This window comes from Pseudonocardia sp. WMMC193 (genome assembly GCF_021728735.1).
In the GTDB taxonomy this organism is placed as follows: Bacteria; Actinomycetota; Actinomycetes; order Mycobacteriales; family Pseudonocardiaceae; genus Pseudonocardia; species Pseudonocardia oroxyli.
The window spans coordinates 4695129-4719528 of record NZ_JAKKDO010000003.1 but is presented as its reverse complement, the minus strand read 5'-3'; the positions used below and the strand labels follow the sequence as shown (position 1 = coordinate 4719528).

Annotated in this window: 24 protein-coding genes; 14 read left to right on the top strand and 10 right to left on the bottom strand. The window is 73.8% G+C overall.

Annotation, left to right across the window (positions count from 1 at the left end; genetic code table 11):
* Positions 1 to 11: 11 nt before the first annotated feature.
* The 3 genes from L3X23_RS24375 to L3X23_RS24365 are packed head-to-tail and all read left to right on the top strand — an operon-like array spanning position 12 to position 2132.
* Positions 12 to 1100 carry a 5-methyltetrahydropteroyltriglutamate--homocysteine S-methyltransferase gene (locus L3X23_RS24375; RefSeq protein WP_237194821.1) on the top strand — a complete coding sequence of 363 codons (1089 nt, stop codon included), beginning with the start codon at positions 12 to 14 and terminating at the stop codon, positions 1098 to 1100.
* Positions 1090 to 1416, top strand: a complete 327-nt coding sequence (locus tag L3X23_RS24370; protein ID WP_093080863.1) for a TfoX/Sxy family protein — start codon at positions 1090 to 1092, stop codon at positions 1414 to 1416. Before L3X23_RS24375 ends, L3X23_RS24370 begins: the two co-directional genes overlap by 11 nt.
* Positions 1413 to 2132: a bifunctional 2-polyprenyl-6-hydroxyphenol methylase/3-demethylubiquinol 3-O-methyltransferase UbiG gene (locus L3X23_RS24365; protein ID WP_093080868.1), complete on the top strand. Its 720-nt coding sequence runs from the start codon at positions 1413 to 1415 to the stop codon at positions 2130 to 2132. The genes L3X23_RS24370 and L3X23_RS24365 overlap by 4 nt, the downstream gene beginning before the upstream one ends.
* Positions 2133 to 2284: 152 nt before the next feature.
* On the opposite strand, the gene L3X23_RS24360 is transcribed toward L3X23_RS24365, so the two are convergent.
* Genes L3X23_RS24360 through L3X23_RS24350 form a run of 3 tightly spaced genes read right to left on the bottom strand, consistent with a single transcriptional unit; the run spans position 2285 to position 5097 of the window.
* Positions 2285 to 2983 (bottom strand): iron-sulfur cluster assembly protein, encoded by a 699-nt coding sequence (locus L3X23_RS24360; protein WP_093080873.1) that lies wholly within the window; start codon positions 2981 to 2983, stop codon positions 2285 to 2287.
* Complete coding sequence (locus L3X23_RS24355) at positions 2980 to 4044, bottom strand: amidohydrolase family protein (protein ID WP_237194819.1); 1065 nt, start codon at positions 4042 to 4044, stop codon at positions 2980 to 2982. Before L3X23_RS24355 ends, L3X23_RS24360 begins: the two co-directional genes overlap by 4 nt.
* A 24-nt stretch (positions 4045 to 4068) precedes the next feature.
* Positions 4069 to 5097 (bottom strand): NAD(P)-dependent alcohol dehydrogenase, encoded by a 1029-nt coding sequence (locus tag L3X23_RS24350; RefSeq protein WP_093080882.1) that lies wholly within the window; start codon positions 5095 to 5097, stop codon positions 4069 to 4071.
* 310 nt (positions 5098 to 5407) lie between these two features.
* Here L3X23_RS24350 and L3X23_RS24345 point away from each other — a divergent pair, with 310 nt between their 5' ends.
* From L3X23_RS24345 to L3X23_RS24335, 3 genes are all read left to right on the top strand, one after another.
* Positions 5408 to 6070, top strand: coding sequence for an NAD(P)H-binding protein (locus L3X23_RS24345; protein ID WP_237194817.1), 663 nt, complete (start codon positions 5408 to 5410; stop codon positions 6068 to 6070).
* A gap of 140 nt (positions 6071 to 6210) precedes the next feature.
* Entirely contained in the window at positions 6211 to 7533 is a 1323-nt protein-coding gene (locus tag L3X23_RS24340; RefSeq protein WP_237198114.1) for an NAD(P)/FAD-dependent oxidoreductase, read from the top strand.
* A 16-nt stretch (positions 7534 to 7549) separates the two neighbouring features.
* On the top strand, positions 7550 to 8380 hold the full coding sequence (locus L3X23_RS24335; RefSeq protein ID WP_237194815.1) for a pentapeptide repeat-containing protein: 831 nt from the start codon (positions 7550 to 7552) through the stop codon (positions 8378 to 8380).
* On the opposite strand, the gene L3X23_RS24330 is transcribed toward L3X23_RS24335, so the two are convergent.
* From L3X23_RS24330 to L3X23_RS24310, 5 genes are all read right to left on the bottom strand, one after another.
* Positions 8322 to 9284 (bottom strand): copper resistance D family protein, encoded by a 963-nt coding sequence (locus L3X23_RS24330; protein WP_237194813.1) that lies wholly within the window; start codon positions 9282 to 9284, stop codon positions 8322 to 8324. The two genes, L3X23_RS24335 and L3X23_RS24330, sit on opposite strands and share 59 nt — an antisense overlap.
* A gap of 16 nt (positions 9285 to 9300) precedes the next feature.
* Positions 9301 to 9864, bottom strand: a complete 564-nt coding sequence (locus tag L3X23_RS24325) for a copper resistance CopC family protein (protein WP_237194811.1) — start codon at positions 9862 to 9864, stop codon at positions 9301 to 9303.
* A complete protein-coding gene (locus tag L3X23_RS24320; RefSeq protein ID WP_237194809.1) occupies positions 9861 to 10598 on the bottom strand; it encodes a YcnI family protein in 738 nt (245 codons plus the stop codon). Before L3X23_RS24320 ends, L3X23_RS24325 begins: the two co-directional genes overlap by 4 nt.
* A gap of 32 nt (positions 10599 to 10630) precedes the next feature.
* Positions 10631 to 11191 (bottom strand): hypothetical protein, encoded by a 561-nt coding sequence (locus L3X23_RS24315; RefSeq protein ID WP_237194807.1) that lies wholly within the window; start codon positions 11189 to 11191, stop codon positions 10631 to 10633.
* 79 nt (positions 11192 to 11270) lie between these two features.
* Positions 11271 to 11957, bottom strand: a complete 687-nt coding sequence (locus tag L3X23_RS24310; RefSeq protein ID WP_237194805.1) for a DUF6474 family protein — start codon at positions 11955 to 11957, stop codon at positions 11271 to 11273.
* Positions 11958 to 12175: 218 nt separating this feature from the next.
* Between L3X23_RS24310 and L3X23_RS24305 the strand changes: the two genes are divergently transcribed.
* Together L3X23_RS24305 and L3X23_RS24300 are read left to right on the top strand one after the other, a co-directional pair.
* Positions 12176 to 13861 carry a TM0106 family RecB-like putative nuclease gene (locus L3X23_RS24305; protein WP_237198113.1) on the top strand — a complete coding sequence of 562 codons (1686 nt, stop codon included), beginning with the start codon at positions 12176 to 12178 and terminating at the stop codon, positions 13859 to 13861.
* Positions 13858 to 14382, top strand: coding sequence for a methylated-DNA--[protein]-cysteine S-methyltransferase (locus tag L3X23_RS24300; protein WP_237194804.1), 525 nt, complete (start codon positions 13858 to 13860; stop codon positions 14380 to 14382). The genes L3X23_RS24305 and L3X23_RS24300 overlap by 4 nt, the downstream gene beginning before the upstream one ends.
* 72 nt (positions 14383 to 14454) lie before the next feature.
* Here L3X23_RS24300 and L3X23_RS24295 read toward each other — a convergent pair whose 3' ends face one another.
* On the bottom strand, positions 14455 to 15252 hold the full coding sequence (locus tag L3X23_RS24295; RefSeq protein WP_237194802.1) for a YceI family protein: 798 nt from the start codon (positions 15250 to 15252) through the stop codon (positions 14455 to 14457).
* 34 nt (positions 15253 to 15286) lie between these two features.
* Positions 15287 to 17971, bottom strand: coding sequence for an MFS transporter (locus tag L3X23_RS24290; protein ID WP_237194801.1), 2685 nt, complete (start codon positions 17969 to 17971; stop codon positions 15287 to 15289).
* A 159-nt stretch (positions 17972 to 18130) separates the two neighbouring features.
* Between L3X23_RS24290 and L3X23_RS24285 the strand changes: the two genes are divergently transcribed.
* The 6 genes from L3X23_RS24285 to L3X23_RS24260 all read left to right on the top strand — a co-directional run bounded on the left by L3X23_RS24285 (position 18131) and on the right by L3X23_RS24260 (position 24395).
* Positions 18131 to 18589, top strand: coding sequence for a hypothetical protein (locus tag L3X23_RS24285; protein WP_237194800.1), 459 nt, complete (start codon positions 18131 to 18133; stop codon positions 18587 to 18589).
* A gap of 10 nt (positions 18590 to 18599) precedes the next feature.
* Positions 18600 to 19481, top strand: a complete 882-nt coding sequence (locus L3X23_RS24280; RefSeq protein WP_237194799.1) for an Fpg/Nei family DNA glycosylase — start codon at positions 18600 to 18602, stop codon at positions 19479 to 19481.
* 6 nt (positions 19482 to 19487) lie between these two features.
* On the top strand, positions 19488 to 20693 hold the full coding sequence (locus L3X23_RS24275) for a histidine kinase (RefSeq protein ID WP_093080927.1): 1206 nt from the start codon (positions 19488 to 19490) through the stop codon (positions 20691 to 20693).
* 101 nt (positions 20694 to 20794) lie between these two features.
* The gene (locus tag L3X23_RS24270) at positions 20795 to 21688 is read left to right on the top strand and encodes a S49 family peptidase (RefSeq protein ID WP_237198112.1); all 894 of its coding nucleotides are present in this window, start codon (positions 20795 to 20797) and stop codon (positions 21686 to 21688) included.
* 192 nt (positions 21689 to 21880) lie between these two features.
* Positions 21881 to 22771 (top strand): LytTR family DNA-binding domain-containing protein, encoded by an 891-nt coding sequence (locus L3X23_RS24265; RefSeq protein WP_218129770.1) that lies wholly within the window; start codon positions 21881 to 21883, stop codon positions 22769 to 22771.
* 19 nt (positions 22772 to 22790) lie between these two features.
* A complete protein-coding gene (locus L3X23_RS24260) occupies positions 22791 to 24395 on the top strand; it encodes a hypothetical protein (protein ID WP_237194798.1) in 1605 nt (534 codons plus the stop codon).
* The last annotated feature ends 5 nt before the right edge of the window (positions 24396 to 24400 follow it).

Sequence of the window (24400 nt, the reverse complement as noted above, 5' to 3'; positions counted from 1 at the left end):
ACGGTCTGCCCATGGCGCCCCGTACCGAGCCCCCGTTCCGCGCCGACCACGTCGGCTCCCTGCTCCGACCGAAGGAGCTCCTCGACGCCAGGGCGGCGGGATCGCCCGACCTGCGGGCGATCGAGGACGCCGCCATCCGGGACGTCGTGCGCATGCAGGAGGACCTCGGCCTGCGCGCCGCCACGGACGGCGAGTTCCGCCGCACGTCGTGGCACATGGACTTCATCTACGGCCTCGGCGGCGTCACGCAGACGGACGAGCAGATCCGGGTCCGCATGGTCAACGCCGAGGGCGAGAACTCGTTCACCAGCGCCGGGCTGGCGATCACCTCGCCGATCGAGCTCCGCGAGCCGATCTTCGCGGACGCCTTCACGTTCCTCCGCGACACCGTCACCACCGCCACGCCGAAGCTGACGATCCCGAGCCCGAGCATGGTCCACTACCGCGGCGGCACGGCCGCGATCGACCCGACCGTCTACCCGGACGTCGAGCAGTTCTGGGCCGACCTGTCCGCCGCCTACGCGGACGAGGTGCGCGCGCTGGGCGAGCTCGGCTGCCGCTACCTGCAGCTCGACGACACCAGCCTCGCCTACCTCAACGACCCCGCCCAGCGCGCCGCCCACTCCGACGCCGACCACCTGCGCTACATCCGCCAGATCAACGCGGCGATCGCCGACCGGCCCGCGGACATGCGGGTCACCACGCACATGTGCCGCGGCAACTACCGCTCGTCGTGGGCGGCGGAGGGCGGGTACGACTACGTGGCGGAGGCCCTCTTCGGCGAGCTCGCCGTGGACGGCTTCTTCCTCGAGTTCGACGACGAGCGCTCCGGCGGCTTCGCCCCGCTGCGGTTCGTGCCGCCGGGCAAGCAGGTGGTGCTGGGGCTGGTCACCACGAAGAACGGGCGGCTGGAGTCGGCGGACGCGCTCAAGCGCCGGATCGACGAGGCGGCCCGCTACGTCCCGCTCGACCAGCTGTGCCTGTCCCCGCAGTGCGGCTTCTCGTCGACCGTGGAGGGCAACGCGTTGACGATCGAGGAGGAGCAGGCCAAGCTGCGGCTGATCGTGCAGGTCGCCGAGGAGGTCTGGGGTGCCCTATGACGAGGGTCTGGCCGAGCGGCTTCGAGACCTCGTCCCCGACGCGGTGGAGAAGCGGATGTTCGGCGGGCTCGCGTTCCTGGTGAACGGGCACATGGCCGTCTGCGCCTCCGGCCGCGGCGGGCTGATGGTGCGGGTGGACCCGAAGGAGGCCCCCGCGCTGCTGGAGCGGCCGAACGCGTCGCGCATGGTCATGGGCGGCCGGGAGATGGACGGCTGGCTGCGCGTGGTCGGCTCGCCCGAGGCGGACGAGGTCCCGGATCTCGCGTTCTGGGTGGACGAGGGCGTGGCCTACGTGCACACCCTGCCGCCGAAATGAGCTCCCCGGAGGGCTGGGGCGCCCCGTTGTACGAGGTGGTCCTGCGCGGGATCCCGGAGGGCTCCACCGTGCTGGACGTCGGGTGCGGGCCCGGCGTGTTCGCCGCGTTCGCCGAGTCCTGCGGCATGCGGGTGACCGGTCTGGACTCCAGCCGGGCGGCGTTGGCGCAGGCCGAGAAGACCGCGCCCACGGCACGGTTCGTGCTCGGCGACGCCCACCAGCTCGAGGGTGCGTACGACCTGGTCGCGCTGGTCCAGGTGCTCGCGCACGTCACCAACCCGGTCAAGGTGCTGCAGGAGGCGGCCCGGGTCGGGGGCCGGGTGCGGGCGACGGTCTGGGGCCGCGAGGAGGAGTCGGACATCCGCCTGTTCGGCGAGGCGCTCGAGCCGTTCCTCCCGCCCCGTTCGCAGCGCCGCACGCCCGCGGGCCCGCCGCCGTTGACCGAGCCGGACCGGTTCCGCAAGGTGGCGGGCCTGGCCGGGCTCGAGGTCCTCGCCCTCGACGAGGTGCGCAGCCCGTTCGCCTACCCGGACGAGGACGCCCTGGTCGGACCGCTGCTGCAGTCCGATCTCGGCCGGTTCGCGGCGAACCGGGCGGGGCCCGCCGCCGTCCGGGAGGCCGTCCTGGCGACCTTCGCGCCGCGGCGGGTGGGGGCGGGCTACCGGCTGGAGAACCTGTTCCGGGTCATGGACGCCGTCCCGGCCCGTGCGCGGTAAGTGGTGCTCTGGCACCACTTACCACTCACGAGCCCGGTACGGCGGCGGCCTGCTGCGCGCCGCCGTACCGGTCGCCGTCGTCCGGGCCCCTCGCGACCGGCGAGTGGTGGACCCGGGGTCGTGCGTGGCGAGTGGTGCCAGAGCACCACTCGTCACGCACGGGCGGCGGAGCCGCTCCGCTCGGGGTACCGGACCTTCAGCAGGCTCTTGCAGTACTCGCCGTTGGTCTCGATGCCGACCCGCTGCAGCCGGGCCCGCCGCAGGTGCAGCGGGACCTGGGCGGCGGTGACGCGGGAGCCGTCGCCGTGGATCAGCAGCGGCGCCTCGTCGCCGTAGGGCAGGCCGATCGCGGCCCGGCGGTCGCGGAGCCTGCGCAGCTCCATCGAGTCCGGCACCTCGGACAGGGTGAGCCCGGCCAGCTCGTCCGGCCCCATGCCCTCGTCGACGAACGGCCTGGCCAGCCGGTCCTGCCCGGCCAACGCGGCCTTCGACAGGAAGGTGTGCCGCAGCTCGTCGAGCTCGGCGGAGGCCTCCCCCTCGAAGGACCCGACGAACCCGGAGTGCGCCGCCACGCCCCCGTTGATCTCGTCGGCGTGGGCGTGGTCGGCGAGCGTCACCGCCGCGTGCGTGACGCCGGGGACCGCGGACACCGCGTCGTAGGCGTCCGCGACCATCAGGAAGGAGAAGTTGGGGGCGCAGAAGAAGGTCGGCAGGCGCAGACCCACGGAGACGTCCCCCGAGGGGGAGACGGTGCACGACTCCACGAACTCGAGATCCGTGATCGGTTCGTCGAGCTCGGGGTCGAGCACCGTCCCCAGCGCCCGCCAGACCTCAGCGGGCAGATCGGTCATGCCTGGGCACCCGCCCGGTCCTCGACGAGGTCCTCGCCCGGCGCCTCGGCGTCACCCGCGGTGGTCGGGAGCTGCAACTCCGCGGGCACCGGGATGTCGTAGAGCTTCGCCGCGTTGAGCCCGAGGATCTTCTTCTTGGACGCGGTGGTGAGCCGCGGGTAGTCGGCGAACTGGTCGTCGTCCGGCATCTGCCAGTCGACCAGGCCCTCGACCTGCCACTTCGGTACCCAGATGTTGTAGTCGCCGCCGAAGAGCATCTTGTCCTCGCCGACCCAGAACAGCAGCTCGCCCATGACCTTCGCGAAGAACTTCGGGCGGGCGTGCATGAGGCCGCCGACCACGACGGAGAGTCCGGCGTAGACGTTCGGCTCCTGGACCGCCATGAAGCAGAAGTCCTCGATGCGCGGCAGACCCACGTGCTCGACGATGAAGTTGAGCCCCTGGAAGTCCGTGGCGGCGTGGTCGACGTCCGCGACGTCGAACGCGTCCTTGTCCAGCGGCCAGATCGTGGGGCCCTTGTGGACGTGGACGTTCTTGATCCCCAGGTCCTGCGCGGCCTGCAGGAAGCGGTACGCCTCGGGGTCGGTCAGCTTGTAGCCGCGGGAGTCGCCGTTCCACTCCGCGGTGTAGAGCTTCACGCCCTTGTGCTTGTACTTCGCGACGTCCGCCTCGAGCTGCTTGAGCCCGGCGTCACCGTCTCGCGGGTCGAAGCGCCCGTTGACGATCAGTCGGTCGCCCCACTTCTCCAGCAGCGCGGCGTTCTGGTCGACGGTGTTGAACCCGTCCTTGTACCACTCCTTCAGATAGGTCGACTGGAAGATCGCGTAGTCGACGTGGCCCTCGACGAACATGTCCCGCTCGAAGTCCTCGGGCGACACCTTGAGGTAGTGCTCCCAGTCCCAGTGGGTCTCGGGCGGGCCGAGCTGGTGGTAGCCGTAGAAGCAGTCGATCCATCCCTTGGCGAACTGCTCCTTGCCCTCGACCCAGTTCTCCTTGGACGCGTCCCAGAAGTGACTGTGGGAGTCGACGACGAAGTACTTCTCTCCGTCTTTCTCGTACATGTGGTGGTGTCCTTCCGTCAGCGCTTACGGAACCAAGATCGCCCGGCCCCGGACCCGGCCGGCGTCGAGATCGTGGAGGGCGTCGAGGGCCGCATCCAGCGGGTACTGCTTCGTGTGGAGCGTGACCTTCCCGGCCTGGGCCAGGACCATCAGCTCGGTCAGGTCGGCGTAGGTGCCGACGATGTTGCCGATCACGTTCTTCTCGCCGCCGACGAAGTCCAGCGTCGGGGCCTTGAACTCACCGCCGTAGCCGAGCACGTACTGCGACCCGGCCGGGGCGGTCATCTGCCAGGCGTCGAGCTCGGCGCCCTGCTCGGCGACGAAGTCGAACACCACGTCCCCGCCGCGACCGTTCGTGAGGTCCTTGACGGCGTCGATGTGGGTGCCGTCCGCGAGCACGGTCTCGTCGGCGCCGATCTGCTTGGCCAGCGCCAGCGCATCGGGGTTGCGGTCCACCACGACGATCCGCGTGCCGGTGATCGCCGCCAGCGCCTGGACCGCGATGTGGCCCAGACCGCCGACGCCCTGGACCACCGCGGTGGTGCCGGGGAACAGGTCGGGGACCGCCTTGCGCACCGCGTGGTAGGCGGTGATGCCCGCGTCCGCCAACGCCGCGACGTCCGCGGGGTTGGTGCTCGGGTCGAGCTTGATGCAGGCCCGGGCGGTGGTCCGCAGGTACTCGGCCATCCCCCCGTCGTTGTTCGACAGGCCGGGGAAGAACGCGGCCTCGCACTGCATGTCCCGGCCCCGGCGGCAGGCGAGACAGAGCCCGCACGACGGCTGCGGGTGCAGGATCACCGTGTCGCCGACGGCGACGTTGGTGACCCCCTCCCCGACCGCCTCGATCCAGCCCGCGTTCTCGTGGCCGATCACGTACGGCAGCTCGGGGTTCTGCGCCTCCGCCCAGTCCCCGTTGATGATGTGCAGGTCGGTTCGGCAGACCCCGGCTCCACCGATCTTGACGATGACGTCCAGTGGGCCCTGGAGCGTGGGCTCCGGAATGTCGTCGATCGTGGGATCGGAGTGATAAGCGTGCACCCGGACGGCCTTCACGCCGCACCTCCTCGCGAGTCGATGTGGTCGCGATCACCGTCTATCCGGGTGTGCGGAGTCACAAGACGAGGGATTCCAGTGGGCGAGAAAAAGGACTAATCGGACTCCGGCCGTCGCGACGGTTCGGAACGGAATGATCTTGCAGGACGTCCTGAGACGGCTCTGACCTGGGCCGGAAGCGGGTCTGCGCGACCGGCCTGATCGACTCGTCGACCTGTCTCATCCTGCGACAACCCACCCGTCGGGAGGGGGAGTCGCGCGCGAGTCGGGCGACGGGCGCGGGTCCGCGAGTGTCAGTAGCGTCGGTCCCATGCGGACTGTCATCGCCGGGGGACACGGCAAGATCGCGCTCCGGCTCGCCACGCTGCTGGCGAACCAGGGCCACGAGGTGGTCGGGGTGGTGCGCAACCCGGACCACCGGGCGGACGTCGAGCAGACCGGGGCGTCGGCCGTCGTGCTGGACCTCGAGTCCGCCTCCGCGGCCGATCTCGCGCCCGTGCTGAAGGGGGCGGACGCGGTGGTGTTCGCGGCCGGCGCGGGTCCGGGGAGCACGGCGGCGCGCAAGGACACCGTCGACCGTGCCGCGGCCGTGCTGCTGGCGGACGCGGCCGCGCAGGCGGGGGTGCGCCGGTACGTGCTGGTCTCGGCGACGGGGGTGGACCAACCGGTCGACCCGGCGCGCGGGGAGGTGTGGGCGGCCTACGTCGCGGCGAAGAAGGCCGCGGAGGACGCCCTGCGGGGCCGCTCGGACCTGGACCTCACGATCGTGCGCCCGGGCACCCTGACCGACGACCCGGGCGTCGGCAAGGTGGCGCTGTCCACCGGGCCGCTCGATCGGGTGGACGTGACCCGGGACGACGTGGCCGCCGTCCTGGCCGCCGTGCTGGAGGCGCCGGGCACGGCGGGCCTGACCCTGGAGCTGATGGGCGGCACGGACGACATCGTCGGTGCGGTGGCGGCGGTGCAGAAGTGAGCGCGGCACGTTTCGTGCGCTGAGTGCTGTTCGCGGAGCACCCGGTGCACGGAATTCGCGATCATGCAGCAGGGTGAGCACGAAACGTGCGCCGAGCGCACTCGAACGAGCTGGAGCGAGGCAGCGTGAGCGAGTACGACGTGATCGTGATCGGCGCGGGTCCGGTGGGGGAGAACGCCGCCGACTACGCGCACCAGGGCGGGCTGTCGGTCGCGTTGGTGGAGGCGGAGCGCGTCGGTGGGGAGTGCTCCTACTGGGCGTGCATCCCGTCGAAGGCGCTGCTGCGCACCCCGATGGCGGTAGCGGCGGCGCGCAAGCTGCCCGGCGTCACCGCCGAGTTCGACCCGAAGGCGGTGTTCGCCCGGCGGGACTACTTCACCTCCCGCGGTGACGACTCCGGCCAGGCCGAGTGGGTCGCCTCCGCCGGGATCACGCTGGTCAGGGGCCATGGGCGGCTCGTGGGGGAGAAGCGGGTCCAGGTCGGGGACCAGACGCTGACCGCCCGCCGCGCCGTCGTCCTCGCCACCGGCAGCTCCCCGGTCCGCCCGCCGATCCCCGGGATCGACTCCGTGCGCACGTGGGGCTCGCGCGAGGCGACCTCCGCGGACGCGGTGCCGCCCCGGCTCGGCGTGCTCGGCGGCGGGGTCGTGGGGTGCGAGATGGCGCAGGCCTACGCCCGGCTGGGCGCGCAGGTCACGATGCTCGTCCGCGGCCGGCTGCTGCCCGCGTTCGAGGAGGTCGTGGCCGAGAAGGTCGAGGCGGGCCTGCGCGCCGACGGGGTGGACGTCCGGTACGTGGGGCTCGACGCCGTCGCCCCCGGGATCCTCCTGACGGTGGGTGCGGAGACGATCGAGGTCGACGAGCTGCTGCTGGCCACGGGCCGCCGGGCGAACACCGCGGACCTGGGGCTGGAGTCCGTGGGGCTCGACGGGATCGAGGCGGACGACTCCGGGCTCGTGCTCGGCGACTGGCTGTACGCGGTCGGGGACGTCGCGGGCAAGGCGCCGCTGACCCACCAGGGCAAGTACGAGGCGCGCATCGCGGGCGCGGCGATCGTCGCGCGCGCCGCCGGGCGGTCGGTCGACCCGGCGCCGTGGAGCGAGTACGCCGCCACCGCGGACCACGTCGCCGTGCCGCAGGTGGTGTTCACCGATCCCGAGGTCGCGCACGTCGGACGGACGGCGGGCCCCGGCGACCGCGAGATCGTGATCGACATCGCGGTGGCCGGGTCCTCCCTGGAGGCGGACGGCTACGACGGCAAGGCGATCATGGTCGTCGACCCCGCCCGCGAGGTGATCGTGGGCGCGACGTTCGTGGGCCAGGACGTGGCCGAGATGCTGCACGCGGCCACGATCGCGATCGTGGGCGAGGTGCCGCTCGGGCGGCTGTGGCACGCCGTGCCGGCCTTCCCCACGATCAGCGAGGTGTGGCTGCGGCTGCTGGAGGCCTACCGGGCGGGCTGAGCGTAGCGTCGGGCCGGTGATCGAGCTCGAGGACCTGCGGGCGGACTGCACGCGGTGCACCGGGCTGTGCTGCGTGGTGCCCGCGTTCGAGCGCTCCTCGGACTTCGCGTTCACCAAGCCCGCAGGCACCCCCTGCGCCCACCTGACCACCGACGCCCGCTGCGACCAGCACGCCGTGCTGCGGGAGCGGGGGATGGTCGGCTGCACGGTGTTCGACTGCTTCGGCGCGGGTCAGGCGCTGACCGCGCGGGTCGAGCGGCGCGAGGACGCGTTCGCCGCCTTCCCGCGGCTGCGTGACCTGCACGAACTGCTCCGCTACGTCGTCGAGGCCGAGGGCCTGATGGACGGGGTGGCCGGGGAGGAGGACCTGCTCCGGCGGCTGCGGGCGGCCCGCCGGGACCTGGAGGGCGTGGTCGCGCAGGGTCCGGCGGAGCTGGCCGGGGAGGACGTCGACGCCCGCCGGGGCGCGGTCAACCCGCTGCTCACCGAGGCGAGCGCCCGGGTGCGGGGAGGCGGTCCGGACCACCGGGGCGCGCAGCTGGTCGGGGCCTCGTTGGGGGGCGCGGACCTGCGCCGGGCGTCCCTGCGCGGTGCGCTGCTGCTCGGCGCCGACCTGCGGGGCGCGGACCTGCGCGGCGCGGACGTCACGGGTGCCGACCTGCGCGGCGCGCGACTGGAGGGCGCCGACCTCCGGGACGTGCTCTTCCTGACCCCGCCGCAGCTCACCGCCGCCCGTGGTGACGCCACCACCCGGCTGCCGCGCGGGTTCGCCGCGCCCGCGCACTGGCTCAGGGCGCGGTCTGGCTCAGCGCCGCGGCGACGCCGATCGTCACGGCCATCACGGTGACCTCGATCCCCGCCCAGCGGAGCACGGGCAGGGTGCCGCGCTGCAGCCGTCCTCGGGCGAGTGCACCGAGCAGGGCGAGCAGGACGATCAGGCCGGTCTTGGTCAGCAGCAGCGCGCCGTAGCCGCTGGTCACGAGCGCGCCGAGGGTGGGGAGGCGGAGCACCGCGTTGGCGATGCCGGTGAGCCCGGTCCCGACCACGCAGACCGTCGCGATCCGGGAGAACCGCGGGATCGCCTTCTCGCGCAGTCGCCGGTGCGGCGCGATCAGCACCAACAGGACGGCCAGCCCGCCGACCCACAGCGCCGCCGCCCCCACGTGCAGCGCCACCGTGACGACCGCGAACTGGTGGTCCGGCGAGGTCCCGGTGTGCCCGGTGACCCCGGGGGTGAGCGCGCCGAGCAGCGCCGCGACCAGCACGACCCGCCCGGGCACCGACTCGGGCGCGCGCAGCCGGGCGATCGCGCAGCCCAGCACCACGAGCGCGCAGAGCGCGGTGAGCAGGATGCCGCGGCCCGCGGCGACCCGGGTGCCGAACGCGACCACCTGCCCCCCGGTGAGGGCGGCGGGGGAGACCCCGAAGGCCTCGGCGCTGCGCAGCACCGCCGACACCAGCACGGCGACCAGCCACAGGCCCGCCGCGGGCACGGTCCACCGGTCGCCGCGGCGGATCACGGCGAGCCCCGCGGCGTCCCGGGCGCTCGTCGGGACCAGCACGGTGACCAGCCCCAACCCGACGCAGGCGACGGCGACCGCGTCCGTCAGCCCGCGGGCCCCGGTGGCGGCGAGGGTGACCCCGCCCGCCGCCACCAGGGCTCCCGCGGCGAGGGCGACGCCGACCGCGATCAACGCCCACACCAGCGGCAGGAACCGCTCCGTGGAGCGGGCCGCGGTCGGCGCCCCCATCAGCGGGCGGTCCCGGTCACGAGGACCTCCCGAGCCGCATCGCGACCACCACACCGGCGGCGACCAGCACGATCGCGCCGACGATCCACGGCCAGACGGGCATGCCGCCGGACTCCTGGTCCTCCTGCGCCGCCTGGGCGACGGGTGCCTGCGAGGTGGGCGCCGCGGCCGTCGGGGCGGCGGCCTGCGTGCCGGCCCCGGGCCCCGGCTGGGTCAGGGTGAACCCGATCTGCCCCGTGATGGGGTGGCCGTCGTCGGACAGCACGCGGTAGCCGATCTGGTAGACCCCGGCCGGGCCGAGCGGGTTCACCCCGATGCTGACGGTGGTGTCCTGTGCCTTCGGGTCGCCCGCGGCCTGGTACTGCGCGCCGTCCGGGCCGGTCACCGTGATCGTGTTGAAGCCCTGCTGCATGGTGTCGCTGAAGGTCAGCGTCACCGTCTGCGGCCCGGTGGCGAGGCTGGCCCCGTCCGCGGGGTCGCTGCCCTCGAACTGGGCGTGGGCGAAGGCGGGCGCGGCACCCACCAGCATCGCGAGCGTGGCGAGCACGGCGAGCGCACCCGCCGCGACGAGCCTCCTCATGCGTCCACCTTCTCCTTCGGCTCGGCGCCCGACCGCCTGCTGCGCAGCAGCGCGCCGCCGCCGAGCCCGAGGCCCAGCGCGCCGAGCAGCAGCCCGACGCCGCCGAGCCAGCGCGCGGTCGTGTCGGTGGTGCCCGCGGCGGCGGCGGTGTCACCGCCCCCGTGCGCGCCGTGTCCACCGCCGGTGGCCGGCGTCAGCGTGACGGTCGGCGCCGGGTGCTCCGGCTCCTCCGCCCCGGCGACGGTCGGCTGGTCCCACGAGACGACGCGGCCGTCGTCGTAGGTCTGGACGGCGGGCAGCACGATCTCGTCGACCCCGGTCGGCAGCGGCCCCACCGACAGCGGGAAGTCGACGTACTGGCCGGGCCCGATGCGGGTGCCCGGCTGCGCGGTCCAGGTGACGGCGGTGACGGCCTCGGTCACCTGGGTGCCGTTCACGTCCACGGGCGTGGGCAGCGTGCCCTTGGTGACCTCGGCCGTCCAGCCGGGCTGCGGCGTGGTCCGCGCGGAGGTGATGGGGTGGTCGACGGGCAGGTTGACCTGCAGCTTCGTGGTGCCCGCTGTGCTCGACTCGTTGGGCACGCGGAAGGTGATCACGGTGTAGCCGCCCTGCTCGGCGGTGCCGGGCTGGGCGGTGACGTGCGCGAACGCGGGCACGGTGCCGGCGAGCAGCAGCCCGCCTGCGACGGCGGCCACGGCGCTCGCGCGCAGGGCGGTACGACGAACGGTGAACATGGGTGTCCTCTGTGAGGTGGGTCCGGATCCGGTCAGGGAGCGGACGCCACCGGAGGACCGCGCAGGCCGAGCGCCCCGACCGCGGCCCGCCGGACGTGCCCCGAGGACGCCTGGGGCGTGACCCACGTCCGCACCCGCGGCGCGACGACCGGGGTGCCGGGACGGCGGGGGACCACCCGCCGCAGCGCGTGGCCGACCGCGGCCAGCAGGGCGTCGACGTGCACGAGCAGCAGCCCGGACAGCACGGTGGCCACGGCGTGCATGGCGAGCATCCGGGGAGCGTCGACCGGGCCCGCGTGGTCGTGGCCGAACAGCACGAGGAGCTCGTGCAGGACGAGCTGGCCCGCACCGAGCGTGCCGAGCACGGCGAGCCGGCCCCGGATCCGCTCGGCGAGCGAGGTGACGACCAGCGCCAGCAGGGGGAGCAGCACGAGCAGCAGCCCCAGATCGGGCAGGGTGCCGCCACCCGCCAGGTGGCCGAGCGCGCTGAGCAGCGCCGTCAGCGAGACCAGGGCGAGGCCGCGCGGGACCGGGCGGGCGTGCGGACCGCCCCCGGACGGGGGACGGGTCCGTGCTCGATCGGCCGACGACACAGCCACAGACCGTAGCCCGTGGCCGAGACGATCAGTGGCGCAGGTGGCCGCCGACTCAGCCGCCCACTCAGCCGCCCACTCAGCCGCGCAGCCCGAGCTGGTCCAGCAGCCGGTCCTCGATCCGGTCCAGCTCGCTCCCGACCGCGCGGAACGCCGTGCGCCGCCGCGGGGTCGGCATCTGCTCCGCCGCGCGCACCGCGAGCGCCAGGTCCGCCAGCCGCGGCCGGGTCTCCTGGGCGAACGCGCGGCCCGCCGCGTCGCCGGTCGCCTCGACCTCGGTCAGCGCCTCGCCCGCCCGGGACAACCGGGCGTGCAGCGCGCCGCCGCGGCCGGTGAAGCGACCAAGCTGGTCGGCGGGGACGCCGAGGCGCCGGGACCGATAGGTGTCCCAGGACGCGCGGGCGACCCCGGCCGCGGCGATGCCGTAGGGCAGCAACAGCGGGGCCACCGCCTTGCCGACCGCGAGCACCCGCTTGGTCTGCGCGCTGGTCAGGTCCTTGGGTGCCGCGGTGCCCGCCTCCTTGGCCAGCGCCTTCTGCGCCTTGGTCGCCGTCCGGCGCGCCTTCTTGTTCGCCTTGCGGCCGACCTTGTCGCTGGTCGCGGCCTCGACGGCGGCGAGCGCGGTGCCTGCCGCCCGGCTGACCCGGTCCCCGGCCTGCTCGGCGGTCTTGCGTGCCTTGGCCGCGCTCTTCGCCGCGGCCTTCTCGGTGCGGGCGGCCGCCTTCGCCGCCTTCCGCCTCGCTCGGTCCGACGAGCTCCGCGCCATGGTGTCCCGTGCCTCCCGCTCCGTGACCGTTTCCGGTGATCGGGGCGAGACTAGTGCCCCGTCGCAGAAGGGTCGTGCCGGAACCGGCGGATCCAGCCGCTCGTGGCCGAGCCGCCGCCGAGTGCGGTGCCACCCTCCCGCGACGAGGCACCGCGGCCTGGCTCGTCGTGGCCTGCGCGGAGTTGTCGGTGTCGGTCTCTACCCTCCAAGGCGTGACGGTGTCGATCAGGGGGACGATCAGCGGGTCGGGCCCGGGCGCCCCGGTGGGGGTCCCGGTGCTCGATGCCGCGGCGACCACCCGCTGCCGCCGCCGGGTCCACCTCGACCACGACCCCGCGGCGGGCGACTCGCCGCGCGCGCTCCCGGACCCGGCGATCGAGCAGCGCCGGGCGGATGCGCGTGAGCACCGCGCCCGCATCGCCACCGCGCTGGCCGCGGATCAGCCGCAGGCCTGGCACTCCGTGCCGGAGGAGGGCACCTCCCGCGAGCGCGCGCGCCGCACCGAGGAGCTCGTCGCGGCCGGTGCGGGCCTGATCGGCGGGGCCGTGCTGCCGCTGGACCGGGCGGGGCGGCGCGGCTCGGCGGAGCTGCTGGTCCGGGTGCCCGGCGGGTACCTGCCGGTCATCGTCGTGCGGCACCGGATCACCGATCCCGGCACCGGCGCGCTCACCGCGCCGCTGGCCACGCCCTTCCCCGCGGCCGCACGGCCGGACACCGAGCGCAAGGTCCGGTCCCAGCCTCGCGACCTGCTGCGGCTGGCACACCTGCTGCGCATGCTGCAGTCCGCGGGCTGGGCCCCGGAGGGCGCAGGCCTGGGCGGCGTGATCGGCCTGGATGCGGACGTCGTGGTGTGGCACGACCTGCGGGCCGGGCACTGGCCGGGGGAGCGCAGCACCCTCGGCGAGTACGACGAGCGGTTCGCCGACCGCGCGGCCGTCGCGCTGGCCGCGGCCACCGGCGCCGCGCCGCTGGCCGAGCCCTCCCGGATCCTGGAGTGCCGGCGTTGCCCGTGGTGGCCGACCTGCGAGGCCGTGCTCGAGGAGCGGCGGGACGTGAGCCTCGTCGTGCGCGGGGACACCGCCACGGCGCTCAAGGAGATCGGTGTCGGCACGGTCGACGAGCTGGCCGCGCTGGACCCGGCCCACGAGCCGGTGCCCATGCCCGGCATGCCCTTCGCGGACGCGGTGGCGCTGGCCCGCGCCCGGCTGCGCGGGCTCGCCGTGGTGCGCCGGGTGCCGCAGGTGCCGGTCCTGCGGGCGGACGTCGAGGTGGACGTCGACATGGAGAGCTTCGGCGAGTCCGGCGCCTACATGTGGGGGGTGCAGCTGTCCTACCCGGGCGGGATGCGCCCCGGGGACACGCCGGAGGGCTACCGGGCCTTCGCCACCTGGGACCCGGTCCCCACCCCGGACGAGGGGCGCTCGTTCGGCGAGTTCTGGACCTGGCTGTCCGGGGTCCGGGCGGCCGCCGCCGCGAGCGGTCGCACCTTCGCCGCCTACTGCTACAACGAGCAGGCGGAGAACCGCTGGCTGCTGTCCTCGGCGCAGCGGTTCGCGGGCATGCCGGGGGTGCCGCCGGTCGCGCAGGTGCAGGAGTTCATCGCGGCGGACACCTGGGTGGACCTGTTCGCCGTGGTCAACGAGTGGTTCCTGTGCGCCCAGGGCAAGGGGCTCAAGAAGATCGCCCCCGTCGCGGGGTTCACCTGGCGGGACCCGGAGGCGGGTGGGGAGAACTCCATGCGCTGGTACCGGGACGCGGTGGGCATGGACGGGGCCGAGCCGGACGCGGCGCAGCGCGAGCGGCTCATCGGCTACAACACCGACGACGTGCTGGCCACCAAGGCCCTGCGGGAGTGGATGACCGGCGCGGCCCTGACCGAGGTGCCCCTGGCGAGCGAGCTGTGACGCGGCTGAGCTGGTCCGTGGTCCCCGCCCCGAGCCCGCTCGGGGCGCTGACGGTCGGCAGCTCACCGACCGGGCTGTGTCTCGTCACGTGGGGCGCCGATCCCGAGCGGGTGGGCGTCGCGGCCGCACGGCTGGAGCTGGAGCCGGTCGAGGGCCCCAGCGCCGCCGCGGAGCAGGTCGCGGAGTACCTCGCCGGGGAGCGCAGGCGGTTCGACGTGCCGCTGGACTGGCGGCTCACCCACGGCACCCAGCGCACGGTGCTGCAGACCCTGTTCCGGGCCGTCCCGTTCGGCAGCACCACGACCTACGCCGAGCTCGCGGACGCGAGCGGGGCGTACGAGGGCCACGGCTACACGGCGGCCCGGGGGGTCGGCTCGATCATGGGCTCCAACCCGATCCCGGTCGTCGTGCCCTGCCACCGGGTCATGGCGGCGGGCGGTCTCGGCGGGTTCGGCGGCGGCCTGCCCACCAAGGAGTGGCTGCTGGCCCACGAGGGCGTGCTGGCTCCCACCCTCTTCTAGCCGAGATGAACCTCAGGGCGATTCCGGGCGCCCTCGGATCGCCCTGAGGTTCATCTCGGCCGGACGGGGTCGCTACCCGCGGACCGCCTGGATGTCGATGTCGATCCGCAGCGTGCGGCCGATCGCCAGGACGCCGGCGAGGACGCTCTGGTTCCACGCCATGGTGAAGTCGTCCCGGGAGATCTCGGTGGTCGCCTCGAAGGCCGCCCTGGTGCCGCCCCAGAGGTCCGGGCCGGTGCCGCGGTAGCGCACGTCGAGCGCGACCGGCGCGCTCACCCCCTTGAGGGTGAGCACCCCGTCGACCCGCCAGTGTCGGGTGTCGAGCCTGGTCAGGCCGTCGGACTTGAAGGTGATCTCCGGGTAGGCCGCCACGTCGAGGAAGTCCGGGGAGCGCAGGTGCGTGTCCCGGTCGGCGTCGTCGGAGTCGACGGCGCTGGGGTCGATGACGACCTCGACCGAGCTGTTCTCCAGCGGGTCCGCCACCTGGATGTGCCCGGAGAAGGACCGCAGCCTGCCGTGGATGCGGCTCATCCCCAGGTGCAGCGCGGTGGCGCGGATGGACGAGTGGTGCGGGTCGATGGCCCAGGTGCCGGGCGCGGGCAGCACGTCCCCGCCCACCCGGGCGAGCTCCAGCACCCCGAGGGTCGCGCGGCCGCCGGAGGCCGCGACGGTGCGGGCCGCGGGCTCGTGGCCCGCCGCCGCGGCGATCACCGTGTACGGGCCGTCCGCCAGCCCCGCGAGGACGAACCCGCCGTCCTCGCGGCTCGTGGTCCGCCCCTGCTGCACGCCGGTCGCGTCGACCGCGGTCAGGGTGCCGCCGGTGACGGGCCATCCGTCGGGGGTCATGAGCCTGCCGGTCACGTCGGTCATGAGGCCGCCTCCGCAGGAGGGAATGCGTGGGCGGTCATTTCTGCACGACCTCCTGCGCGGGTGCCGGGAACTGGACGTCGGTCTCGGTCACCCCGCCCGCACCGATCTGCACGACGGTCGCCACCGGCGCGTACCCGCTGGCCGTGAGCGTGTAGGTGCCGCCGGGCAGGTCCTCGAAGGTGAACGTGCCGTCCGGCGCCGTGACGGTCGAGGCCACGACCGCGCCGTCCGCGTCGATGAGGGTGGCGAGGGCCTCGGGGACGCCGCGGCCGTCGCTGGCCGCGACGACCGTCCCGGTCAGCCGGGCCCGCTGCGGCAGCGCGATGTCGTGGTCGGTGGTCGCCCCCGTCCGCAGCTCCACCGACGAGGCGACGGGTGCGAACCCGGGCCCGGTCGCGGTCAGCGTGTACCGGCCCTCCGGCACCCCTTCGAGGCGGTAGCGGCCCGCCTCGTCCGGACGTCCGGTGGCCGCGACGTCTCCGCGGGCGTCGATCAGGGCGAGGGTCGCCTCGGAGACCGGGGCGCCGTCACCCGCCCGCACCGTGCCGCGCACGGCGCAGGCGCCTGCGAGCGGGACGTCGTGGCGGACGGGACGGTCCGCCACCGCCACCATGGACGCGTAGGGCGGGAACGCGCCGCTGGTCGCGACGATCAGGTAGGTCCCGCCGTGCTCCAGGGGGATCCGGTAGGCGCCGTCGGGCCCGGTGACCGTGCGGCCCTCCTGGTGGCCCGCCGGGTCGGTGAGGGTCACCACGGCGTCCGCGAGGCCGGTGCCGTCCGCGCGGTGGACGATGCCCGTCACCTCGGGGCCGTCCCCGGTCACGGCGCCGGGGCCGGGCTGCGCGGCAGGCAGCCCGCCGCCGAGCGCGTGGCGCCCGCGGATCGTCGCGGAACCGTTGCTGGTGCCGTTGGTGGCGGCCCCGACGGGTGCGGCGAAGGGGTCCGGCGCCGACCGCGGGGTGGGCGAGGGCGGCATCGGTGCGGCGGGCTCCTGGGGGTCGAACGGCGAGGCCGCGGCCGCCGCCTCCGCGCTCTCGACGGCGGGCATCGCCGCGGCCTCCTCGGCCAGCCGGGCCTGGGCGCCGGACATGGTGCGCAACGGCAACTCCTTGATGAACAGCACGAACACGAACGCCAGGAACATCACCATCGCCGCCACGAGGAAGGCGAGGGTCATCGAGTCGGTGAAGCCGACCAGGAACGGCCGGGCCAGCCCGGGGTCGATCTGCTGCAGGAACGCGGAGTCGCTGAGCACGCCGGACGCGGCCGACAGGTCACCGGACTGCGCGCCCTGCAGGACCTGGGCGTTGGCGGGGTTCGCGAGCACCGCGGGATCGGCGGCCGCGGCCCGGAAGACCTGGCCCGCGTCGCCCTGGAACGCGGCGGTGATCTTGTCGCCCACCGTGGAGAACAGGATGGACAGGAAGATGGCCGTGCCGAGCGTGCCACCCATCTGCCGGAAGAACGTCGACGACGCCGTGGCCACGCCCATGTCGCGCGCGGGCACCGCGTTCTGCACGGCCAGCACCAGGGTCTGCATGCAGCAGCCCAGCCCGAGGCCGAACATCGCCATCAGCAGGTCGAGCTCCCACAGCGGGATGTCCCAGGTGACGAGGAAGTGCAGCAGCAGCATCGCGCCGACCATCAGGGCGGTGCCGATGATCGGGAAGATCTTGTAGCGCCCGGTCCGGGAGGTGACCTGGCCGGACACGATCGACGCCACCATGATCCCGGCGACGAGCGGCAGCATGAGGAAGCCGGACTCGGTGGGGCTCGCGCCGCGCACGATCTGCAGGAACTGGGGCAGCAGCGCGATGCCGCCGAACATCCCCATGCCGAGGATGATCCCGGCCGCGCTGGTCAGGCTGAACACGCCGTTGCGGAACAGCCGCAGCGGGATCAGCGCGTCGTCGCCGATGCCCCGCTCGCAGAAGTAGAACAGGATCAGCCCGATGGCGCCGATGATGTAGCAGCCGATGGCCCGGTCGGAGTCCCAGCCCCACTCGCGGCCCTGCTCGGCCACGATCAGCAGCGGGACGAGGCCGATGGCCAGCGTCAGGGCGCCCGGCCAGTCGATCTTGTGGGGCCGCTTGACGTGCGGGACGTTCAGCACCCGGGCCACGACGAACAGGGCCACGAGCCCGATCGGCACGTTGACCAGGAAGATCCAGCGCCAGCCGTCGATGCCCGCGATCTCGGCCTGGCCGGAGAACAGCCCGCCGATGACCGGGCCGAGCACGCTCGACGTGCCGAACACGGCGAGGATGTAGCCCTGGTAGCGGGCCCGCTCGCGCGGCGGCACGATGTCGCCCAGGATCGTCAGGGCCAGCGAGAACAGGCCGCCCGCGCCGAGGCCCTGTACGGCCCGGAAGCCCGCGAGCATGTACATCGAGGTGGCGAACGTGCAGAGCACGGAGCCCACGATGAAGATCGTGATCGCGGTGAGGAACAGCGGCTTGCGGCCGTAGATGTCGGAGAGCTTGCCGTAGAGCGGCGTGGTGATCGTGCCGGTGATGAGGAACGCGGTGGTGGCCCAGGCCTGCTGGGACAGCCCGCCGAGATCGTCGGCGATGGTGCGGATCGCCGTCGCCACGACCGTCTGGTCGAGGGCGGCGAGGAACATCCCGAGCGCGAGTCCGACCAGGATCGTCACGATCTGTCGATGGGTCAGCTCACCGCCTCGGTCCGGGGCGACGGTGGCTGTACTCGGTGCAGTCAACGCAGGGTCCTTTACCTTCTCTTTGCATGTAGCACGCAATGAGTATCGGTGGCCAGGATGCGCCTTTGCGGGGACGGTGCGCAAACGGGTTCCGGGTGATCCGGACGACCCCGCGTCTGTGGGAGAGTGGGAACCCGCCGAGCGAGGAGGGGCCGAGGCATGGTGCGCAAGACCGTCACCGCGGGCGACGGGCGGACCTGGGAGGTCTCGCGGCACATCGAGTGGTCCGTGCCCGCGGTCGGCGACGAGTTCGAGCACGACGTCGACGGTGGCCGCGGAGCCGTCGTCATGGTCGTCTGCGCGCTGATCGTGTTCGGCGTGGTGATCGTCGCCTGGCCGCTGCTCACCCAGTCCCGGCTGCACGTGCCGCTGTTCTACTGGCTGTTCGCCCTGGTCATCCTGGGTTTCTTCCCCGTCCGCTGGTACCTGCGCAGGCCGTGGACGATCGTCGCGAAGACGGACGGGCACTACAACACCGACGCCAAGCAGGAACACTGGGTCGGCAAGGTCCGCGGGATCGGCAAGGCCCAGGAGGAGATGCGCGTGGTGCTCCTGTCGCTGCGCCAGCGCGGCACTCCGGGCCACGCCGACACCCCCCTGCAGCCGGACACCAACTAGGGGGACCGACATGCCCGAGCTCCCCGAGGTCGAGGCCCTCGCCCAGCACCTGCGCGACCACGCGCTCTACCGGCCGGTCGCACGGGTCGACGTGGCGAGCATGAGCGTGCTCAAGACCTTCGACCCGCCGGTGTCCGCGCTGGTCGGGCGGGTGGTCACCGGGGCGTCGCGGTTCGGGAAGTTCCTCTCGGTGGACTTCGAGGACCGGCCGGACGCGGGCCCCCTGCACCTGGTCACCCACCTCTCGCGGGCGGGATGGCTGCGCTGGCACGAGCAGGCGTCGAGCACACCGCCGAAGCCCAGCGGGCGCGGCCCGCTCGCGCTGCGGGTGCACCTCGACGCCGTCGGCGGGCCCGGGTTCGACCTCACCGAGGCGGGCACGCAGAAGCGGCTCGCCGTCTACCTGGTCCCGGACGTCTCGCAGGTCCCGGGCATCGCCCGCCTGGGGCCGGACGCGCTGGACCTGTCGCGGGAGGCGTTCGGGGAGCTGCTCGCCGGGCGCTCCGAGCGGATCAAGAACCTGATCGTGGACCAGAAGGTGCTCGCCGGCATCGGCAACGCCTACTCGGACGAGATCCTGCACACCGCCAAGCTCTCGCCCTACGCCGTCTCCGGGCGGCTCACGGCGGAGAAGGTCGACGCCCTCTACGCGGCGATGCGCGGGGTGCTGACGGACGCCGTCGAGCGCTCCGTGGGGCAGGGCGCGGCCTCGCTGAAGGGCGAGAAACGCTCGGGGCTGCGCGTGCACGCCCGCACCGGCCTGCCCTGCCCCGTGTGCGGGGACACCGTGCGGGAGGTGTCCTTCGCCGATCGGTCGTTCCAGTACTGTCCGACCTGCCAGACCGGCGGCAAACCCCTCGCCGACCGGAGGCTCTCCAGACTGGTGAGGTGACGCGCGGTGGCCGAGGTCCTCTCCTCGCCGTTGGTGCTCATCCTCGCGGCCGTGATCCTCGCGCTCCTCGTGGTGATCGTCGTGCTGCTGGTCCGGCGGTCGCGGCGGCACACGTTCGCCAGCCCGCTGGAACGCGCCACGTTCTCCACGCTGCACACGGTCGCGCTCGCCGCGCCCGCGCTGCGGGACGGGCTGAACCCCAACTCGGCCAACTACGCACTGCCCTACCTGCGCACCCTGCTGGACACCAGCGCCCTGACCATGACCGACGCCCGCGGCGAGGTCCTGGCCTGGGACGGCGAGGCGGACCAGCACAAGCCGGACGTCGTCGGGCTGGCCGACCAGGTCATCACGACCGGGCGCCAGCAGGTGCTCTCGCACGGCTCGATCGCCTGCCACTACCCGAACTGCGACATCCGCGGCATCGTCGCCGTGCCGCTGGAGAGCGACGGCACGATCATCGGCACGCTCGCCGCGCTGACCAACGCCACGGCGGGCCCGGTCCTGCTGCGGGCGACCGCGGAGGTCGCGCGGTACGTGTCCTCGCAGCTGGAGCTCGCCGAGCTGGACGAGTCGCGGGCCCGGCTCAACCGCGCCGAGGTGCGGGCGCTGCGCGCGCAGATCTCCCCGCACTTCGTCTACAACGCCCTGACCACCATCGCCTCGTTCATCCGCACCGACCCGGTCCGGGCCCGTGACCTGTTGATCGAGTTCGCGGACTTCACCCGGTACTCCTTCCGCTCCGCGGGTGAGTACACGACGTTGTCCGACGAGCTGACCAACATCGAGCGCTACATCGCGCTGGAGAAGGCCCGCTTCGGCAACCGGCTCAACATCAAGCTGCAGATCGCGCCCGAGGTGCTGAACGTGGTGCTGCCCTTCCTGGCGCTGCAGCCGCTGGTGGAGAACGCGGTGCGGCACGGCCTGGCCAGCAAGCCCAACGGCGGCACGATCACCATCACCGCGGAGAACGCCGGCGCCGAGTGCGTGATCATCGTCGAGGACGACGGGGTGGGCATGGACCCCGCCCGGCTCACCGAGGACCTCGACGACGCCCATCTCTCCGGCGCGCACGTCGGCCTCGGCAACGTCGACGACCGCATGCGCAGCGCCTTCGGAGACGACTTCGGCCTGGTGGTGGACACCGCCGTCGGCGCGGGCATGAAGATCACCCTGCGCGTCCCCAAGTTCCGGGCAGGCATCCGAGCCTGACCCGTGAGCGGCGATAGTCGTGATAGCGACTATCGCCGCTCACGGGTGGTGGTCGGGCGGCCTGGTCAGGCGTTCTTGCGTAGGGTGGCGGCATGGAAGCCCTGCGTATTCCTGATCGGCTGTCGTCCCGCCTGCCCGGGCGGTTGGGGGGCGAGAAGGCCGAACAGGACGTCGTGCCGTTGGTGCGCCTGACCGGGGTGATCGCGCCGCAGATGGGTGGACCCGTGCCCCGCGCGGTGATCAACTCGGTGTCCACCGACAAGGTCCTCGAGCGGGCGTTCGCCACCGAGCACGCCGTGGCCGTCGCCGTGGTGATCAACTCTCCTGGCGGGTCCGGCACCCAGTCCGCCCTGGTCGCGGACCGCATCCGGGGGCTTGCCGAGGAGCACGATCTGCCGGTCCTGGCCTTCTGTGAGGACGTCGCCGCCTCCGGCGGCTACTGGTTGGCCTGCGCCGCGGACGAGATCTACGCCCACCCGACGTCGACGGTGGGCTCCATCGGCGTCGTCAGCTCCGGCTTCGGGCTCGAGGGGCTCATCCAGCGCTTCGGCATCGAGCGCAGGCTGCACACCGCGGGCACCTCCAAGGCGCGGTTGGACCCCTTCCTCCCGGAGAAGGAGGAGGACGTGGCGTGGCTGCGCAGCTTCCAGGACGAGTTGCACGGGCAGTTCGTGGACTGGGTGAAGGCGCGCCGCGGGGACAAGCTGGCCTCCGACACCGACCTGTTCACCGGCGAGGTCTGGTCCGGGGCGCGGGCGCTGGGCCTCGGCCTGGTCGACGGGTTGGGTACCCCCCGCTCGATTCTCACCGAGCGCTTCCCCGAGGCGAAGCTCGTCACGGTCGAGGGACGCAAGCCGCTGCTGGCGAGGCTGGGCATCGGGGCCCCCGCGGCGGCGGCCGGGCTCGGATGGTCGCAGGTCACCGCGGCCGACGTCGTCCTCGGGCTCACCCAGGCGGCTGACATCAGAGCGAGCTGGGCGCGCTACGGTCTGTAGCGTCGCCGGCGGTGGTCGAAAGGCCGGACGCGGGAACGCGTCACCCGTTCGAGGTGTAGCCGATCGGTCGCAGATTGATGAGATGCCCTGGCATCCGGCCCCGATCACCGTCACCATGGACTCCGGGCTCCGGTGACGTCGTGAGGTGACGTGATCGGAGGTCGTGCCCCGGGAACGCAGGATGAGGAGATCGTGGACAGCACCGACAGCTCCGGAGGTCTGGTCGTCCTGGCTGTGGACGACGAACAGCCGGCCCTCGAAGAACTGGCGTTCCTGCTGAACGAGGACCCCCGCGTCGCGGAGGTCCTGATGGCCGGGGACTCCACCGAGGCGCTCCGACAGCTCAGCGCCCGCAGCACGCGCGAGCACACGCACGCGTCCATGTCCGCGACCCGCGCGGCCGGGGGCCAGTTCCCCCCGCCGCCGCAGTCGCCCGCCCGGCTGGCGGACCGCACGGACATCGACGTGGTGTTCCTGGACATCCGCATGCCCGGCCTGGACGGGCTGGAGCTGGCGCGGGTGTTCTCCACGATGCTGCAGCCGCCGGAGGTCGTCTTCGTCACCGCGCACGACGACCGCGCGGTCGACGCGTACGAGGTCGGCGCCAAGGACTACCTGCTCAAGCCGCTGCGCACCGAGCGCCTGGCCGCCGCGCTGGACCGGATCATCGCGAACCGCGCCACGGCCGCCCCCGTCGAGGCGGCGGCGCCGGAGCGGGACGAGGACGAGGTCATCCCCGTCGAGCTGGCGGGAACCACCAAGCTGGTGCCCCGGTCCGCGGTCCGGTACGTGGAGGCCCAGGGCGACTACGCCCGCCTGCACACCACGGACGGCAGCCACCTCGTCCGCATCCCCCTGTCGGTGCTCGAGGACCGCTGGCGAGACGCCGGGTTCGTGCGCATCCACCGCTCGTTCCTGGTGGCGTTGCCGCTGGTCACCGAGCTGCGGCTGGCCGGGTCGGGCTACGTCGTGCGGGTCGGGTCCGGCCCGGACACCGCCGAGCTGCCGGTCTCCCGGCGCCACACCCGGGAGCTGAAGGACCGCCTGGTCCGCGCGACGAAGCAGGCGTGGAGCCAGCGATGACTCCTCGAGCGACCCGCGGGTGAGCACCTCGCTCGACGGTTCGCCACCACCCGCCGACCCGGGGGACGGTCGGGTGGGCGACGACGCGGACGCGGACCGCCCCGCACCGGGCGGCCCGCGCCGGCGGCGTGCGCGGGAGGGCGGGGACCCGCGAGCCGGGTCGGGCACCGGCCCGGAGGACTCCGGACCGCTGTGGCTCCAGGAGGAGCTGCGGCGGCGCATGGAGGCCCGCGCCGCGCACCCCGCGCGCGGGCGACACGCACGAGACGACGCGGACACCGAGAAGTTCGGCGTCGACGCCCTCGCCGCCCGGCTGCGCACCGGGTCCCGGGGACCGCAGACGCCGCCCGCCCCGGGTCCCCGCGGTCAGGCCCAGTGGCAGAACGGCGCCGGTCAGGGGCAGGGCAGCGCCGGTCAGGGGCAGGGTCAGGGCGGCGCGCCGCCCCCCAGCTACCAGGCCTACGCGGGCCCGGCACCGAGCGCACCCGAGTCCTACGCCCCGCCCGCCCCGCCCGCCCCGCCCGCACCCCGGCCCGCCGGACCGCCGTACGCGGTGCCGAACGGTGCTGTGCCGAACGGCGCCGTGCCCACCGGAGCGGCGCCCAACGGTCCCGTGCCCACCGGTGTCCAGCCCGGCGACGGTGCCGCGGCCCGGCCGACGTCCGGCCCGCTCCCCGGCTCGTCGCACGCGCCCGCCGACCCCGCGGCGTCGACCCGGCCCGATCCCGGGCCGCAGCCGGACTACCTCGCCTACGCGGACTACGACGACGAGGACGACCTCGAGCTCGACGACGGCGAGGACGACCAGGCCCCCTTCGAACGCGTCCTCGGCCCCGCCAGCGTCCCGCTGCGGCTCCCCCCGCCCGAGGGGTACGCGGACCCGCGAGAGGTCACCCCGCCGCCCGGACCCGGCGGGATGCGCCAGGCGGGCAACCCGATGGACCGTGCGGGCAGGCGCGCCCCCGCCCCGGCCACCCTCGCCGGCCCGCTCGTCGCCCGCGAGCCCGCCGGGCCGAACTCGGCGTCCGCCTCGGTGTCGACCACGCCGACCGGCGTCCCCGGCCCGCACTCCTGGCCCGGGGCGACCCCGCTGGACCGCGCGGACCTCGAGGCGACGGACGTCGGCGGGATGGCGCCGTACGCCGACCCGTCGCGGGACGAGGCGCCACCGGCCGCCGCGGCGACCGCCGTGCCGGAGGTCCTGCCGCCGAGCAGACCGGTCGGCGCGCGCTTCGACGCCCGGGTGGCCGCCGACGACGACCCGGACGTCCCCAAGCGCGTGCGCGTGGTCCTCTCCGAACGCAAGGGCGTCGCCCGCACCGTGCGCACGGTGGTCGACGTGCAGGAGGGCACGCCCGTCGGCGAGCTGCTGCGCGCCAACCTGATCCGCGGGCAGCTGGGCGTGGCGCTGCGGGTCGGCCTGGTCGCGCTGCTCGTGCTCGGCGCGCTCCCGATCCTGTTCGCCTACTACCCGGAGCTGGGCCGCCTGGAGGTGCTGGGCCTGCGCCTGCCGTGGCTGCTGCTCGGCGTGCTCGTGTACCCATTCCTGCTCGGCCTGGGCTGGTGGCACACCCGGGCCGCCGAACGCGTCGAACAGAACTTCGCCGACCACGTCCAGGACTAGTCGGG